This window comes from Acinetobacter sp. AHP123 (genome assembly GCF_023757925.1).
In the GTDB taxonomy this organism is placed as follows: Bacteria; Pseudomonadota; Gammaproteobacteria; order Pseudomonadales; family Moraxellaceae; genus Acinetobacter; species Acinetobacter oleivorans.
Window position 1 is genome coordinate 1,739,606 of the sequence record NZ_CP092454.1, and the last position, 12,962, is coordinate 1,752,567.

17 protein-coding genes are annotated in these 12,962 nt (G+C 37.4%); 5 read left to right on the forward strand and 12 right to left on the reverse strand.

What is annotated here, in order from left to right; translation table 11 throughout:
* Window positions 1-11: 11 nt before the first annotated feature.
* The 10 genes from MJX77_RS08430 to MJX77_RS08475 form a co-directional block, all read right to left on the reverse strand.
* Window positions 12-461 (reverse strand): phage virion morphogenesis protein, encoded by a 450-nt coding sequence (locus tag MJX77_RS08430; RefSeq protein WP_252061177.1) that lies wholly within the window; start codon window positions 459-461, stop codon window positions 12-14.
* Window positions 458-985 (reverse strand): phage tail protein, encoded by a 528-nt coding sequence (locus tag MJX77_RS08435; RefSeq protein ID WP_252061178.1) that lies wholly within the window; start codon window positions 983-985, stop codon window positions 458-460. Before MJX77_RS08435 ends, MJX77_RS08430 begins: the two co-directional genes overlap by 4 nt.
* On the reverse strand, window positions 982-1,812 hold the full coding sequence (locus tag MJX77_RS08440) for an N-acetylmuramidase domain-containing protein (RefSeq protein WP_252061179.1): 831 nt from the start codon (window positions 1,810-1,812) through the stop codon (window positions 982-984). Before MJX77_RS08440 ends, MJX77_RS08435 begins: the two co-directional genes overlap by 4 nt.
* Window positions 1,809-2,078 carry a phage holin family protein gene (locus MJX77_RS08445; RefSeq protein ID WP_114203509.1) on the reverse strand — a complete coding sequence of 90 codons (270 nt, stop codon included), beginning with the start codon at window positions 2,076-2,078 and terminating at the stop codon, window positions 1,809-1,811. The genes MJX77_RS08440 and MJX77_RS08445 overlap by 4 nt, the downstream gene beginning before the upstream one ends.
* The gene (locus tag MJX77_RS08450) at window positions 2,075-2,425 is read right to left on the reverse strand and encodes a putative holin (RefSeq protein ID WP_001114936.1); all 351 of its coding nucleotides are present in this window, start codon (window positions 2,423-2,425) and stop codon (window positions 2,075-2,077) included. Before MJX77_RS08450 ends, MJX77_RS08445 begins: the two co-directional genes overlap by 4 nt.
* 8 nt (window positions 2,426-2,433) lie before the next feature.
* Entirely contained in the window at window positions 2,434-2,643 is a 210-nt protein-coding gene (locus MJX77_RS08455; RefSeq protein ID WP_031987622.1) for a tail protein X, read from the reverse strand.
* Window positions 2,644-3,096, reverse strand: coding sequence for a head completion/stabilization protein (locus tag MJX77_RS08460; protein WP_252061180.1), 453 nt, complete (start codon window positions 3,094-3,096; stop codon window positions 2,644-2,646). It abuts the gene before it with no gap.
* Between the two features lie 102 nt (window positions 3,097-3,198).
* On the reverse strand, window positions 3,199-3,963 hold the full coding sequence (gpM, locus tag MJX77_RS08465) for a phage terminase small subunit (RefSeq protein ID WP_252061181.1): 765 nt from the start codon (window positions 3,961-3,963) through the stop codon (window positions 3,199-3,201).
* Between the two features lie 10 nt (window positions 3,964-3,973).
* Window positions 3,974-4,963: a phage major capsid protein, P2 family gene (locus MJX77_RS08470; protein ID WP_252061182.1), complete on the reverse strand. Its 990-nt coding sequence runs from the start codon at window positions 4,961-4,963 to the stop codon at window positions 3,974-3,976.
* 15 nt (window positions 4,964-4,978) lie between these two features.
* On the reverse strand, window positions 4,979-5,782 hold the full coding sequence (locus MJX77_RS08475; RefSeq protein WP_024436834.1) for a GPO family capsid scaffolding protein: 804 nt from the start codon (window positions 5,780-5,782) through the stop codon (window positions 4,979-4,981).
* A gap of 157 nt (window positions 5,783-5,939) precedes the next feature.
* On the opposite strand from MJX77_RS08475, the gene MJX77_RS08480 reads away from it, so the two are divergent.
* The 4 genes from MJX77_RS08480 to MJX77_RS08495 all read left to right on the forward strand — a co-directional run bounded on the left by MJX77_RS08480 (window position 5,940) and on the right by MJX77_RS08495 (window position 9,607).
* Entirely contained in the window at window positions 5,940-7,724 is a 1,785-nt protein-coding gene (locus tag MJX77_RS08480) for a terminase large subunit domain-containing protein (RefSeq protein ID WP_252061183.1), read from the forward strand.
* A complete protein-coding gene (locus MJX77_RS08485) occupies window positions 7,725-8,711 on the forward strand; it encodes a phage portal protein (protein WP_252061184.1) in 987 nt (328 codons plus the stop codon).
* A 267-nt stretch (window positions 8,712-8,978) separates the two neighbouring features.
* Window positions 8,979-9,143 (forward strand): hypothetical protein, encoded by a 165-nt coding sequence (locus MJX77_RS08490; RefSeq protein WP_252061185.1) that lies wholly within the window; start codon window positions 8,979-8,981, stop codon window positions 9,141-9,143.
* Window positions 9,144-9,145: 2 nt separating this feature from the next.
* Entirely contained in the window at window positions 9,146-9,607 is a 462-nt protein-coding gene (locus MJX77_RS08495) for a type II toxin-antitoxin system YafO family toxin (protein ID WP_252061186.1), read from the forward strand.
* Window positions 9,608-9,623: 16 nt separating this feature from the next.
* Here the strand turns inward: MJX77_RS08495 and MJX77_RS08500 are convergent, their stop codons facing one another.
* Together MJX77_RS08500 and MJX77_RS08505 are read right to left on the reverse strand one after the other, a co-directional pair.
* Complete coding sequence (locus tag MJX77_RS08500) at window positions 9,624-10,328, reverse strand: hypothetical protein (protein WP_252061187.1); 705 nt, start codon at window positions 10,326-10,328, stop codon at window positions 9,624-9,626.
* A 3-nt stretch (window positions 10,329-10,331) separates the two neighbouring features.
* Window positions 10,332-11,519, reverse strand: a complete 1,188-nt coding sequence (locus MJX77_RS08505) for a ComEA family DNA-binding protein (protein WP_252061188.1) — start codon at window positions 11,517-11,519, stop codon at window positions 10,332-10,334.
* A gap of 327 nt (window positions 11,520-11,846) precedes the next feature.
* On the opposite strand from MJX77_RS08505, the gene MJX77_RS19350 reads away from it, so the two are divergent.
* Window positions 11,847-12,056 (forward strand): hypothetical protein, encoded by a 210-nt coding sequence (locus MJX77_RS19350; protein ID WP_045900280.1) that lies wholly within the window; start codon window positions 11,847-11,849, stop codon window positions 12,054-12,056.
* Window positions 12,057-12,962: the final 906 nt, after the last annotated feature.

Consider the following 12,962-nt stretch of genomic DNA (forward strand, 5'->3'; position numbering starts at 1 on the left):
CACAAGTTGAACTATTTAATATTGATATGCTTAATGAATGATGACTCAACCAGATTAATCTCTTTATCTGTAAATCCTAGTAATTCACGTTTTGGGTAAATTGTATCCGGAGCAGATCTAGTAGCTCTATCTCTCAAACCATATTGGTGTACTTTTGCAATTCGACTAACTCGACCAATAAAACCAACCGCAATTGACTCACTATTACTTAGTACTTTTAGGTGGGAATTAGATCTAATCCGGGAAAACATTTTTCTTTTTATTTTACCTTTCTGGTCACGTAAGCGTGTACGTCTAGCTGTATATGCTGAACCATCAGTGTTTTGCTGTGCTGTAATATGCTGGCGTTGGCTTGTTCGTAGATCTCGTCCAATATTCTTAGCCAGTTTTGCCCTTTCACCTGGAGACAAACGGTCTAACAAGGGTTGAAGATATAGTGCAAGATCTTGAATATTATTCATGGGTTTTTCCCAGGGAAAGGCATATCTAAAGAACGTCCTTGAATATCAGCCGTACGCCATGTTGCAAGTGTAGTTCCATCCTTATCTATTAATTCAAAATCTGTAGGTGGTCCAAACTCAGTATATTGTGGTTCAGTCGGGTAAGAGATCTCGAATTTCCCTTCAGCATTCTTTTTCACAATGACACGTTCAGTTAAAGGGATTTTAAAGTGCAGATCATATTTGCTGTTATCAATGAGTTCAGCTTCAAAAGTAATGGCTTCTTGTACTTTATTTAAATTGGCCATGAGTTCGGATTGGTTGTCCATAATCCAGGTGAAAAGGACGACACCAAATACATCTACATCACCAGCATAGTCAGTAATGATCATATCTAGCGTATAGGCCATTTCAAAACTATACCCATTTGCTGCAGTACTCATTAATTTACCGTCATTGGCAAAGATGAGTAAGCGATCCGGATCTTGTGGTAGATCCGGAATCGCATTCAGCAAATATTCACGTAAAGCATGGGGCTTTTTCATGCTGCAGTTTTCCCCCCATAAATAGGTTCAAGGTGATCCCATTCTTTTTGGAATTTTGCTTGATAACCAAGTTTCTTATAGTTTTTACCGTTGTAGAGTGTAAAGATGGTATTCCAATCTTGTTTTTGTAATGCTTCTAATAAGCCAGGTTTCCACTCAATAAAACGGATAAATGCTTCAAGTTGGTGGCCCTCACTAATCTGCTGCTGAGCAACAAATTCTTGAACAGATGAATAGCCGAGATCCTTCCAGTTTTCGCCCATAATTTGGAACTGGCCCCAGCTAGTAGATTTCAGGGCAGATTCTTTATGAATATTTATAGCCATACTTAACCGGGTATACTCAGCTGCATCACCTTTGTAACCACCAGTTAAAGTATTGACTAAATTTGGTGTTAGTTTTGCCTGATTATTAGCAAATGTTTTACCTAATGCTTGGCTTAAATAAAAATACATTCGATGGCGTTCAAATAAAATTTTAGCCTTTCCGTTTTCAAGAAAGCCTACACCTTGGCTTTCAACTGCTCCGAAAACTCTAATAACTAATTCGGGAACTTTTAAACGTATTGCAGCTTTTTTATAGTCTTCATCTTTTAAAAATTTACTTACTGAATCACCAGCTAAAGCTTGGCGAGTTTTATCACCGACCTTACCGTCAGCAACTAGGCCAAATTTACGCTGGAGCTGAATCACTGCAAATTCAGTACTTTCACCAAAATGACCATCAACCGAAAGTGGTTTACCTTTAATACCTTTGTAACCCATCTTGGCTAATTGCTTTTGAAGAGTTGCTACGGCATCACCTTTTGAACCAAATTTTAAAATCATGTCGTACTCCAAATGAGTTTGGCCACATTACCTTTTGTTCGCCAGATGAGTACTGCAAGAAGGATTGCAAAGATGGCATCCCAGAGCGTAACTGGATCCTTAAAAAATAAGATATGCACCGATTGGCCTAAAAAAGCTGCAATCAAAGTTGCTGCAAAGAAGGAATAGCCACGGTGAAAATTTCCACCATGACTAAAGGTTGCAATACGAAAACCGCAAATGAGATAAGCTAAAACGGCAATGGTTTGAAATAACAATTCGATCATGACTTGCCACCTCGAAAGATGTTTAAAATATCTGACAGCTTTGCAGTTTTAACCCAATCAACAACCTTGATTAATATAAATAAACAAAGTGTTGAAGTGATAAGGGCTGCCACTGCATCAGCTTTTAATAAGGTATGTTCTGTAATGAGTGGCGCACTGATATAACCAATACCAGTGGCCAATAACATATTGCGAATACGTTGGTAAGCATTTAAATCTTTTTCAAAAGTTGCAATAAATGCTGCCCCAAGTACTGCACCGAGCAACGCATTACCATTAATGAATGGAAGCAATGACACTGCACTTAGAGTGGCAATGGTTGCTGTAGAAGTTGTTGGTTCTGGCATAAATTCTCTCAATCCCAAAGCTGGACACTTTGAACTTTATTTTGTGGAGTAGGGATGTCTGGTAATTGGACTTTGGTACCCATTGGAATGAATGGACCAAATTCAGAAAGATGCGGATTGGCTTCCAGTACTTGCTCAACTACACCAGTGCTACGGCCATATTCACGCCAGCATATTGCGTCAACTGTATCGTGTTGGATTGCATAGATTTCTTTCACCTAAACCAACTCCACATTGAGACGACGAACTTTTTTTATATCGCGGATGGCAAAACGCAAATCACGTTTGTAGTCATCAATCGTCGGTGTCAGTTCTTCAGCTTTTTGGCTACCATTATTGGTGGTGTCATAAGACCGGTAACGTTCACAGAGTTCTGCACCAGCTGCAGCAGTAACTGCACGGAAATACAAAACAGTAGCAATAGGCTTTCCATTGACCTGTTTAGTTGTAATTTCTACTAATGTCGGGGCTTTGCTGAGTAAACTTTCCAGCTGTTCATTAACATGAATTACAGCTGCTTCTATTGCAGAAATAAGACGTTGATTGGTGACACTTGAATCTAAACGCAAAACCTCACGGACATGGTTGCTGGATACCGATGGAAAGAACGGATCACTATTGATTACAATGTCCTGATTTGAAAAAGTACCGTTTGCAATTAATCCAGACATTTTTATTCTCGTTTAGTTGAGGGGTGGAGATCTGAACCAAAAACGAAACAAAACAATGTTTATCTTTGTCAGATCTGCCCCTCGGTGGGTGCTGGGCACTCGTTAAGAAGAAACTCCTTCTAACACCTGATTGCCAAAATCATCAACAACAGGGGTTCCATCGGCATTGAGTAATGGCTGAGGTGGGTTTTCTTCTAATTGTTTTTTCAGTAAACGTTCAGACTTTTGAAGGTCTTGTTTACCACCACAATTTTCATTGTATTTAATGGCTTCTTTTAGCCACTCGACCGCTTGTGAGTAGATCTCTTTTTGTAAGAACACACGGCCAATTGCGACATAGAGCTTTGCGCGGATCTGATCATGCATACTGAAGTCAGATGTAATGCTAATGGCTTGCTTTAAAACTGATAAATCAAAAACTTTACCTTCAGCATAAGCAGCTTTTGCAGCATTACCGATCTCTTCGGCAACAATAGATGCTGTATCACGGCTGAAAGAATCAGGCATTGAAAGACCATGTTTTAAAGCAAATTCTGCAATACGAAGGCCTTCTTCAAACATGCCAGCATCAAAGCACCAAAGCATAATCGTCGTGACAACATCATCCTTCAGATCTGGAGCACGTTCTTCAATTGAAAGAACACCTTCAACATAAGGCATGTATTTCGGGATCAAAGTTGCTTTGTATTGGGAGCGTTCAATTTCAGATTTAACATTACGCAATAAGTTTTGATCATTTTTTAATTCAGCCAGTTGCAACATATAGACACTGGCATCTTCACGCACACCACCAAATTCATTTTCGGCATTAGCAGCTGCTTTAGCTGCTAATGCCTGAAGGCGATGTCGTCGAGCTGGACTCAACATAAATCACCCCTTATTGAATTGTGATGTTTTCAACGAGGCCTACTTTCTCGTAGGCTTCAATGACGTAAGCTTCATTTGAAGATTGGTAATCTTCAATGCGGTTCTTACTTGGCTTTTCGTTAATGTGACGACGCTTTGCATCTTTCTGATAGTAAATCGAGAGGTTATCAAGCGAAGTAACAAGAAGGGCATTGTCTGGGAAGTGAGGTACACGGATGGCAGGTAAACCACCAATTTGCTTTTGGCCAACCAAGATCTGACCAGCTAAAACATTCTGGTTATCTGCAGCGTTGTTTACGATTGGGAAGTTTTTATCTGCAAGTAACTGACGGCCACAAATTACGACTAAATCAGTGTCATCTTGATGTACTTCATCAATCAGCTCATTAACAACGTCTTGTACAAGAGCATCAAGATTTTTGTATGTACCTGTAACGCCTACAGTCACATCTGCCATTACTCGATCAGCAGCATTTAGACGAATTTTTTCTAACCAACCTACATTCACATCCTGAAGTTTTGGGTTAGTTGCTCGGTTCGTTGTAGCCGCTGCCGTCTTACCATTAAAACCAATCATGATGCGATCTAACGCAATAGACTTGGCAATAGCGTTCGTCCAACGTGCATGAAAATCTGGGAATACGGCCCATGCATCAAGCTTTTCATATCCAATGGCAACGTCAAAATCAGTTTTGATACATTCATAGTTATCTGCACCGAAACCCGTTGGATCTACTGGGGTACGTTCACCAGAACCTGAAGTATCTGTACGTCCGGCAATTGTTTGGTTTACAGATAAACCAATCGCTTGACCTTTAGGATTAATCACACCAATGACATTGATCTTTGATAAAAATTCGCTAGAAGCTTGAATTTTATCTTCCATCTTTTGAGCTGGAACCGACGCGACATTAAAAGTATGTGCTACAGATTCAACGCCATTAATTTGGGCCAGTTTTTGAAGGCTGTGGTTATATTTAATTCGTGTATCGTTACGCATAAGTTCGCTCGCTAATTAGCAATCAATTTGTTCTGAATAATTGCCTGTATTTTCGGGAGCAGGCGGAGTATCAGGGTGAGGTTCTTGACTCAGCTTTACTTTCAAAGCTTTAAAGTCTTTTTCGAGGGTGGAGTACTTTGTTTTGAACTCTTGGAGTTCTTGCTGAGTTTCACCAAAGGTTTTAGCAATCTGCTCAATTGACTTAGCGACTTCAGTAAATTGGCCTTTGTTTTTCTGGTCCTGTTCTTCTTGTTGTGGCTTTAGCCAATTCATAACGGTATTGAACAAGCCTGTAACTGCAAGCTCTTCTTCAAACTGTAAATCGACTTCTTCAGCAGCAGTGAAAAGGTTGTCTTTGTGCTGCTTTTTAGAAGTAAAAGGACTCGCTTCAGGATTATTTGCTGCAAACTCCATGATTTGCGTACCTAAAGAAGCAGGAGTATCAGTGAACGCAATACCAACTAAATAAGCCTCATTGGTATCTGCAAAGTTGGGATTAACTTCAATTGAGTTAAACAATTTTTGTTTTCGGCCATGCATCTCAATGAGATTATCGAAGGCTTCAAGCTGAGCATATAATGCCCATTTCTTTTGACCTGCAATTTCATCTTCTTGAGCTTTCAGTGCGATTACTTTTGCATAATTTCCAAAAGTAGAATCTGGCGAAATACCACGGAAGTGTTCAATATTTGCCATGGCTGTATAAGTATTCTGGCTATAGTTTTTGGCCATTTGTTGAATCCAAGCTGCTTCAATCTGGCGACCATCGGTTGTGGCTCCAGCAACTGCAACTCGATAAAACTTGGATTTCTTACTCATGAGGTTTGAATCCTGCTTAATATTTAAATAATTCATAATTTACGTAGTAAGCAGAATCGGAATTAAACCTAAAAGAATCAACGAAGCTCCCTTGTGAAAACAGTTTTCACAAGGTCTGTACAGTGAATCAATAAATTGAAGTTGGCTTAATAAGCCAATGAATACGACGCCTGAAAATACTCCACTAACTTTTGATAACCGCCTCTTAGCAAAGTTCTTATACTGGATGGGGTGGCGAATCAGCTCGATTGCAGAATACTTAAAAGAAAAAGACAAAAATGTTCATGCATGGAAGGCAAGGGATGAATGGGATGAACAAGCCCCTGAAGGACGTGTTGCACAGGCTTTAGAAGCCCAACTTGTAAAATTAATTATTCTTGAAAAGAAAACACCAGGTGATTTTAAAGAAATAGATTTGCTTATGCGCCAGCTGGAGCGTATGGCTAAAATCAATAAATATAACAATGGTGGAAATGAAACTGACCTCAACCCAAATTTAAAAAATAGAAATGCAGGTCCACGTAAACCCACTGCTAGAAATGTGCTGACAGAAGAACAAATAGAAAAGCTTCTTGAAGACTTTGACGATGGCTTATTTGAATATCAAAAAGTTTGGTACCGTGCGCGTGAACAACGTAACCGTGCTCTTTTAAAATCTCGTCAGATTGGTGCGACTTTCTACTTTGCCCGAGAAGCTTTAATTAAAGCCGTGACAACTGGCCGAAATCAGATTTTCCTTTCTGCATCAAAAGCTCAGGCACATGGCTTTAAAACCTATATTAAAGACTTTGTTCTTCAGTCAATTGGCGTGGATCTACAGGGTGATCCAATCACAATCACTCTACCGACCAATGAAACAGTTCAACTCATTTTCTTAAGTACAAATGCTAAGACTGCCCAAAGTTACCATGGTGATTTGTACTTTGATGAATTTTTTTGGGTACATGGCTTTGCCACTCTTAAAAAAGTGGCCTCTGCAATGGCAGCCCAAAAACAATATAAAAAGACTTACTTTTCTACACCTTCAAGCAAATCACATGAAGCCTATAAGTTTTGGATAGGTGAGGCATATAACAAAGGCCGAACTAAAGATAAGCAAGTTGAAGTCGATACAAGTCACGAAGCTTTAAGAAATGGCGCTCTTTGTAATGACCAGATGTGGAGACACGTCGTCAATATTTATGATGCTGAGCGTCAAGGCTGTGACCTGTTTGATATTGATGAACTCATTGCAGAAAACAGTGCTGAAGAGTTTGCAAACTTATACATGTGTGAGTTTGTCGATGACGGGCAGAGTGTATTCCCATTAAGCCTAATTCAGCCTTGTATGGTGGACTCATGGGAACTTTGGGCTAAAGACTTCAAGCCGTTAGCAATAAGGCCATTTGGAAGTAAACAAGTCTGGGTGGGCTATGACCCAGCAGAGTCTGGTGATAGCGCTGGCTTGGTTGTAGTTGCTCCCCCCGAACCAACTTACAACAAGTTCCGTTTATTAGAACATCATCAGTTCAAAGGAATGGACTTTGCGAGTCAGGCACTTTTTATCAAGAAAATTTGCCAAAAATATCGGGTGACTTATCTCGGAATGGATAAGTCAGGCATGGGGACTGGTATTGCTCAGTTAGTTCTAGATTTCTTTCCAAATCTTACAACCTTTACGTATTCAGTTGATGTCAAAACCCAATTAGTCATGAAGGGCATGGACGTCATCAACAAAGGACGTTTTGAGTTTGATGCTGGTTCTACTGAAGTGGCTCAATCCTTAATGGCCATAAAAAAGACCCTCACAGCTTCTCAGAAGCAAATGACTTTTGAAGCTTCACGTGCTGAAAACATTGGGCACGCCGATCTAGCTTTTGCCATTTTTCATGCCTTCTTTAATGAACCGTTATCTTTAGAAAATGACGGAAATTCTAAAAAATCCTCTATGGAGATTTACTAAATGTCAGACAGTAAAGTTCAAGCCTTTTCTTTCGGAGATCCAGAGCCGGTTCTTAATAATCATGACTTTTCAGGTTACTTTGAAACTTGGCTAAATGGTCGTTATTTTGAACCACACATTAGCTTGAATGGTCTGGCTAAATCTTTCCGTTCTACACCATATCTTTCTACAGCCATTATCTACAAAAAGAATCAGCTTGTTTCATCATTCAAACCACACAAACTGCTTAGCTCTGCAAACTTTGAACGTATGGTCTTAGATAATCTAGTATATGGTAATGGCTATTTGCAACGCATTGATAATCGTCTAAAAGATCCACTTCAATTCAAAGGTTTGATGGGTAAATATGTTCGTCGTATGAAAGAATCTGATCGTTTTCTAATATTGATGGATGGGTTTAATGAACATGAATTTGCAGAAGGATCAATTTGTCACATTAAGACCTCAGATGTAGATCAAGAAATTTATGGTTCTCCTGAATATTTATCTGCCTTACAGTCTGCATGGTTAAATGAGTCGGCAACTCTTTTTCGTCGTAAGTACTATAACAATGGATCTCATGCAGGGTTCATTTTATACATGACCGATTCAGGAATAGACGATGAAGATGTAGAGTCATTAAAACAGGCTATGAAAGACTCACGTGGACCAGGGAACTTCAAAAACTTATTTCTTCATGCACCAGGTGGAAAAAAGGATGGTCTTCAACTCATCCCAATTAGTGAACTAGCTGCTAAAGATGAATTCTTAAATATCAAATCAATCACACGAGATGACATTCTTGCTGCCTTTAGAACACCGCCGCAGCTGCTAGGAATCATTCCTTCAAATGCTGGTGGTTTTGGTTCAATTAAGGATGCACGTGAGGCTTATTGGTACAACGAAATTGTTCCAGAGCAAAACCGTATCGCCAATAGTGTGAATGAATGGGCAGGGGATAAAATATTAGGATTCAAATCATTCGAAGATGTAAATCCAATTTTATAGTTGTATAAGTTATTGATAGTAAAGGTAAAAAAATTAATTTTGGCTCGCACTACACTTGGCGGAAGTTCTTTAGAACTTCCGCCAAGTGTAGTGCGATGAAATGTAAATAGTGTTACGAAAAGGTATTATATTTGTAATCTGTCTAATTTGCAGGCAAAAACCGGTTGAATAAACTCAGATACTCAACTACTATGATCCCAAGTTCTTAAGAACTTGGGATCATAGTAGTTGATCCTGCCATAATTCTTTCAATAAAAGAGGTCACTTATGAATACAATGGTAGCACTTCGTCGCCCTGTTTCAAAACGTGGCAATCGTCGTGAAATCTCTCCAGAACGTTTAGCTGCTTTGGTAAACACCGCTGATCAATTAGCTGATCATGGTACCGAGCGCATGGAAAAAGTGAGACAGTCTGTTACCGCTAGAGGCTAAGATTGTCTCAGTTTCAATTTGCATTTCATCCGAAATTTAATGCCACTCCAGCTTTCATAGATATTTTTGAAGAATTTTGCTATTACAAAGAAAATAGCGATTCTCATGAGCATCCTTCGCCTACACACCATACACAAAAAAATTATGAAAGCCTTTCGCCTTTATTTGGGCGTGATCGTTTTGACAAAAAATATCCTGAAGCAAGTAACCAAAATATCCAGCATTTACATGTAAAACAGCCCAATTCTAATTGGGATTTTTCCAATGGTTCTGCAAAGGCTCAATGGGAATGTACTAGCGACAGCTATTTGGTCTACTCATATTTCAAACATAATGATATCCATCATTATTTCGTAATTGAGTTTTATAAATCTAGAGGTCATGCTCAATACGAACAAGACGTCCAGATTTTTATTCATGAAGCTGAACAATATAGACAAAGTCAAATTAATTTGTCTGCATAACAATAGCTTGAATTTGCTAATAGATTAATTTGGTCATTTTTATTTTCTTCATTCCTAATAATTCACAAGCATTAGCTCGCTTCAAAAAATAGCGAAGACAATAAGCAACTAGAAATACCCAGCATGTATAAAGAACAAATATAAATAAAACATATAGATTTGAATCTAAATTAGATGGTTGTTTAAATAATAAACGATAATGTTCATATAACACCCATGCAGCTGCAGGTAAAGCTAAAACCCAATAAGCAGATAAGGTTATTAATTTATGTTTTTCTGCTTGTGCTGGGGTTGTATGATAGCCAGTTTTAAAATCAAGAGTTTTTTTATTCGGACAATATTGTAAGACTTTTTTACAACTATCAAATAACCTTACAGCCTTTTTTTCATCTTCATAAGAACTAAGAATATCAAGAATTTCAATTCGTTCTTCTTTAGTGAGCAGCTGTTTTTGAAGATACAAAGCTCTTCGTTTATCAATGTATTTGTTTTTTACATATTCATTAAGACTTCCATGATTAATTAATTCGGTTAACCCTTTAATCTCTTTGTCGATTTTCCATCTTCGAAATCGGATTACAATGATTAAATGTTGGAATAAGCCAGAATCAAATATTGATTTATAAACGGTTGTTAATATCCAAACAAGAATAATTAAACTGCCTATGGTTTCACCAGCATATGTTTTGATAAAGGGAGTAAGACTTTCTAAATTTTTCATATTTTAATTAAATTCAAAAACTTCTTGTGCCGTAAATAAGGTCTTCGGTCCAACTCCTTTGACCTCTTTTAACTGCTCCACAGTCAAACCATTATACTTTACGCGAGCAATTACAATCGCTTTTGCAACATCTCTTCTGATATTTAACAATGCTTCAAGTTCGTCTAAAGATGCAGTAGTAATATTAGGTTTTGTAGATCGAGTAGAAGTAGAAGCATCTAAATAATCTAATAGATCAGCAAGCATTAAATAAAGATGAAAAACAGCTTTAGTAGCTTCAAGCTGAGATACATCAAAATGTACCCCTTTATTGGTAAGCTTATTTGTTTTTTCGAGCCAAGAACCTAAAAAATTCACATGTGTCTGAGCTAAATCACGATTGCCTTCAGATTCGATTGAATCATTCATAAACTGCCACAAACGGTTTATAAATTGATTTTGTTTAAATGAACGTTTACCAATCACTAAGTCATTTGCTGGATATAATTTATCTGCAAGATTTTCCAAAAGGCGTCTGCATGTAGTTAGAGCATGAGACCATTCTTCTTTATTATCTGAAGATACAGCTTTAAAAGCTAACATAAGTTGCGTAGCAATTTCAGGGTCTAAGTCGAGTAAACGGTCATCTACCGCATTTTTTAAAAGATCAAAACTTGAAGTTATTGTTCCTGAGAATTTAAGGTTATCGTACAGTTTGGTTAAATATGCATGGCATGCTCTTTTAATATATGAAATATGCTCTTGGACATCTCTTAAGTAAAGAGTGTTATCATTGCTATGTTTTTTTAGATAAGGCAAATGCTCTTCAAGTATATGAATAGAGTTATCTATTCCCCCAGCAGCTTCTCTTGATTTTAAATCGCAAAAAGTGTGAGTTAAAATAAAATCAATATTAATGCCAGCTTCTTTTAATTTCTCTAAATCTTTACTATAAATTTTGTCATTTATTTTAATTGGTATTTTAGTTTTTTCGAACTCTTTTAACATTTTATTTAAAAGCTCACGGATGCAGTATACATATTTGGGATTTCCAAGCTGTATTTCTGCCCATACATATATATCATTTTCATTTAGAAGATTTGAGGCACGAGATAATTTTTGAACGCCGACAGCTACACTTCCTTTTGGTGATTCTAATTCTTTTAATCCTTCTTCAATAATTTTTAATGCTTCTACTTTTTTATCCGCCATAATACATGCCCGAAAATAAATTTTTAATTTAAACTTAAGATAACTATATAACATTATTGACATATTGTGAGTATCTAAGCTACTCTAAATTTACCACCCACATGGTGGTCGAGTTTGGTCGCTCGATTAGAAACATATGGTAGACAGCCGCTACTAGCGGATTTTTTTTGTCTATAATTCGGTACACCCGTTGTTATGGTGGATCGAATGGGGAGGCTAACGCCTGCCGTTTTACCTGTGTTTCACGGTCGACCAACCCCGTTCGGTCCGCCACCCTAGTTTGGTCGCTGGGATGGCATGGAAAACCAAACACAGGTGAATAGAACTATGACGCCAATATTAAAAGCTGGTAACAAGCCAACGAACTCAGAAGACTTACTTCAAACAGTTAGCGACTCTCTTTCCAAACTAGAACACTACCTATCAGCTCTATCTCGCATGCACTTTGACGATGACCTTCCAAGTGATGAGTTCAACGCCATCATGTGCGGCCTACACCTTCAAGTCCACGAGATCTGCCAGCAAATCAAAGCCTAACTAAAATCTGGAGAGAATGGGCCAAAGTTGCTCATTCTCCTTCAGCGCGGGCGGTTGTCCCCCCACCACACCTGGGCAGTAAATATGTCGAATACTCTACAAAAATTCAGTCACCCACATTAGTGGGTAAAACGGCTCTAGATATAGGTTTACTCAGAGCAAATCTAAACAAAATTGATTCTGCATTTTTCTACATGGATTCCTTGAATTTCTACACAAAGAAAATGCTTAGAAGAACAGAGGCAAAATAGGGCTTATAAAAACAAATTAAAAAAATCTCAAAAAAGGTAAACAAGAATAAATAGTACTTAATCTTATTTATAAGTATTTGATTTTAAATATTTAAATTTGATTACCTTGGTAAGGTAATCTGAAGTAATCACAATCTTAATAATTTAAATAAGTTGTTTTAAATCAATAATATAAAAGGTAATTATTGATTACCTTTTTTAAGGTAACCAATTACTCTTTGATTACCACTAAATTACCTTTTAATAATATTGTATTTATCTATATAAAACATAAGTTTAGATATAAATTTTATTAGTAAGTTACTTTTATTACTCTTTTCCGATACCCACGCATACTTTTTAAATTATCAGTTTTTGCCCTAATTTTCATTGTAGTTATATCTCGGATAAAAATCACCATAAAACGTACTTCTTCCACCTTTTTTCCACCTGTTCTTATTTATTCTATTGATTTGACAGATTACTTTGGTTCCGACCCTCGGGACCATATTCAGAATCGTAAGATTCTACGAAAACCCCTAAGCTAACGGCTTAGGGGTTTTTTGTTGGTTATAAAAAAGTGGATAGAGCTTAGGAAGTTATTATTTGATCCCAAGAATCGGACTAGAATTTCTAGTTATAAATTTAGAGTTTATAAAAATCTTTCATTTTTTTA

What these genes read in the sequence shown, in the direction of transcription:
- MJX77_RS08430 (WP_252061177.1), bottom strand. Translation starts at nt 461, where the DNA reads ATGAATAATATTCAAGATCTTGCACTATATCTTCAACCCTTGTTAGAC.
- MJX77_RS08435 (WP_252061178.1), bottom strand. Translation starts at nt 985, where the DNA reads ATGAAAAAGCCCCATGCTTTACGTGAATATTTGCTGAATGCGATTCCG.
- MJX77_RS08440 (WP_252061179.1), bottom strand. Translation starts at nt 1,812, where the DNA reads ATGATTTTAAAATTTGGTTCAAAAGGTGATGCCGTAGCAACTCTTCAA.
- MJX77_RS08445 (WP_114203509.1), bottom strand. Translation starts at nt 2,078, where the DNA reads ATGATCGAATTGTTATTTCAAACCATTGCCGTTTTAGCTTATCTCATT.
- MJX77_RS08450 (WP_001114936.1), bottom strand. Translation starts at nt 2,425, where the DNA reads ATGCCAGAACCAACAACTTCTACAGCAACCATTGCCACTCTAAGTGCA.
- MJX77_RS08460 (WP_252061180.1), bottom strand. Translation starts at nt 3,096, where the DNA reads ATGTCTGGATTAATTGCAAACGGTACTTTTTCAAATCAGGACATTGTA.
- gpM (WP_252061181.1), bottom strand. Translation starts at nt 3,963, where the DNA reads ATGTTGAGTCCAGCTCGACGACATCGCCTTCAGGCATTAGCAGCTAAA.
- MJX77_RS08470 (WP_252061182.1), bottom strand. Translation starts at nt 4,963, where the DNA reads ATGCGTAACGATACACGAATTAAATATAACCACAGCCTTCAAAAACTG.
- MJX77_RS08475 (WP_024436834.1), bottom strand. Translation starts at nt 5,782, where the DNA reads ATGAGTAAGAAATCCAAGTTTTATCGAGTTGCAGTTGCTGGAGCCACA.
- MJX77_RS08480 (WP_252061183.1), top strand. Translation starts at nt 5,940, where the DNA reads ATGAATACGACGCCTGAAAATACTCCACTAACTTTTGATAACCGCCTC.
- MJX77_RS08485 (WP_252061184.1), top strand. Translation starts at nt 7,725, where the DNA reads ATGTCAGACAGTAAAGTTCAAGCCTTTTCTTTCGGAGATCCAGAGCCG.
- MJX77_RS08490 (WP_252061185.1), top strand. Translation starts at nt 8,979, where the DNA reads ATGAATACAATGGTAGCACTTCGTCGCCCTGTTTCAAAACGTGGCAAT.
- MJX77_RS08500 (WP_252061187.1), bottom strand. Translation starts at nt 10,328, where the DNA reads ATGAAAAATTTAGAAAGTCTTACTCCCTTTATCAAAACATATGCTGGT.
- MJX77_RS08505 (WP_252061188.1), bottom strand. Translation starts at nt 11,519, where the DNA reads ATGGCGGATAAAAAAGTAGAAGCATTAAAAATTATTGAAGAAGGATTA.
- MJX77_RS19350 (WP_045900280.1), top strand. Translation starts at nt 11,847, where the DNA reads ATGACGCCAATATTAAAAGCTGGTAACAAGCCAACGAACTCAGAAGAC.